Annotated in this window: 1 protein-coding gene; it reads left to right on the top strand. The window is 33.0% G+C overall.

Going from position 1 to position 1271, the window contains the following annotated elements; translation table 11 throughout:
• Nucleotides 1-179 precede the first annotated feature (179 nt).
• Entirely contained in the window at nt 180-944 is a 765-nt protein-coding gene (locus MoGM_RS05865; RefSeq protein ID WP_104369185.1) for an NTF2 fold immunity protein, read from the top strand.
• Nucleotides 945-1271: the final 327 nt, after the last annotated feature.

Here is a 1271-nt window from a genome sequence, read left to right as displayed (position 1 = left end):
ACAACCATAGGACTGGTAAAATAAAAGTATTATCAAACGAAATGCCAAGCGACCCCAATGACCCTGATAGGCAAAATAGCATTTCACCTTTCTTTGAAAAGGATAAAAGTATGTTTCTTGACATAAAAGATTTTCCTTCATTCAATCAATATTTAATGACACCATAACATATTACAATTATGAAAAAGAATAATAAATGCATATACGGAATACTTTTTTTTATTTCTATTGTTATATGTCTGATAATAATAGGAACAACACAAGAAAATCAGAAGCCTAAGCCTCAACCTAAATTATATGAATTTAACGGTATTAGGAAACACGAAAGACCTCAGGAACAAGCTCCTGATTTCGGAGAATTACCCATGGATATATTTATAGACGCTTCAATAGTTCCCAAAGTTACAACACCTGGTTTAGCTGTCCAAATAAGCTCAATCATATTTAAGGCTATACATGGAGAGAATTTAGTAGCGACATATAAAAGATATAAAGTCACATTGATAAACAATAGGGTGTGGTTGGTTCGTGGATATAACACCATTGTTCATAGTACATTAATGATACAAAAAAATGATGGAAGAGTTCTGCATATCTCAATGAATCCAAATAAGAAGCAAAACAAGCAATACAAAGAAGATATAGAGAGACTATTAATACAGATTAACAGATTTAAAAAAGATAATAATTATATCTCAAAATATGGATATACGCCAGATAGCACAGTGTATGAATTACCGAATGGCGTTATAAAAGATGCTCGGACGGCAGCCGAAGTTGGGTATGAAATAATAGATTTTCATAAAAGCCAACCTATTCAGATAGAATTGTATGATAAAACTTTGTGGTATATCAGAGGGACTCTTTCTGGTGGAGGAACCGGAAATCTTAGTATTCAAAAATCAGATGGAAGAATAATCGCTATTTATTATGAAAAGAACTGAATAGTATACAAAATTAGACGGATATTCCAAAGGATTGGAAACAAACCAGTACTATCCGTTCGGAACATTATACTTAAACGACAAAGAGTATGAGTTACAAAGGTATAAGTATAACGTAAAAGAGCCGGACTGGCTGCCCTGGCTCGGAAACTTTTTATAGTAATTACTTTTCGGGAATAATGGATGATGGCAAATCCTACCACCTCATAAAATGAAAAAAGTTACAAATTCAAAGAAAAACATAACCGACATTGGAACCGCAAATACACACCAAATAGATTCATATTTAGCAAGTCCGAACGGGGAACTGCAAAAATACAACCATAG

Source organism: Prevotella sp. MGM1 (assembly GCF_002933775.1).
GTDB lineage: Bacteria > Bacteroidota > Bacteroidia > Bacteroidales > Bacteroidaceae > Prevotella.
The sequence above is the reverse complement of the archived record's forward strand: the minus strand, read 5'-3'. Positions and strand labels throughout refer to the sequence as shown.

Excerpts from the sequence above, each read along its gene's own strand:
- MoGM_RS05865 (WP_104369185.1), top strand. The coding sequence starts at position 180 with ATGAAAAAGAATAATAAATGCATATACGGAATACTTTTTTTTATTTCT.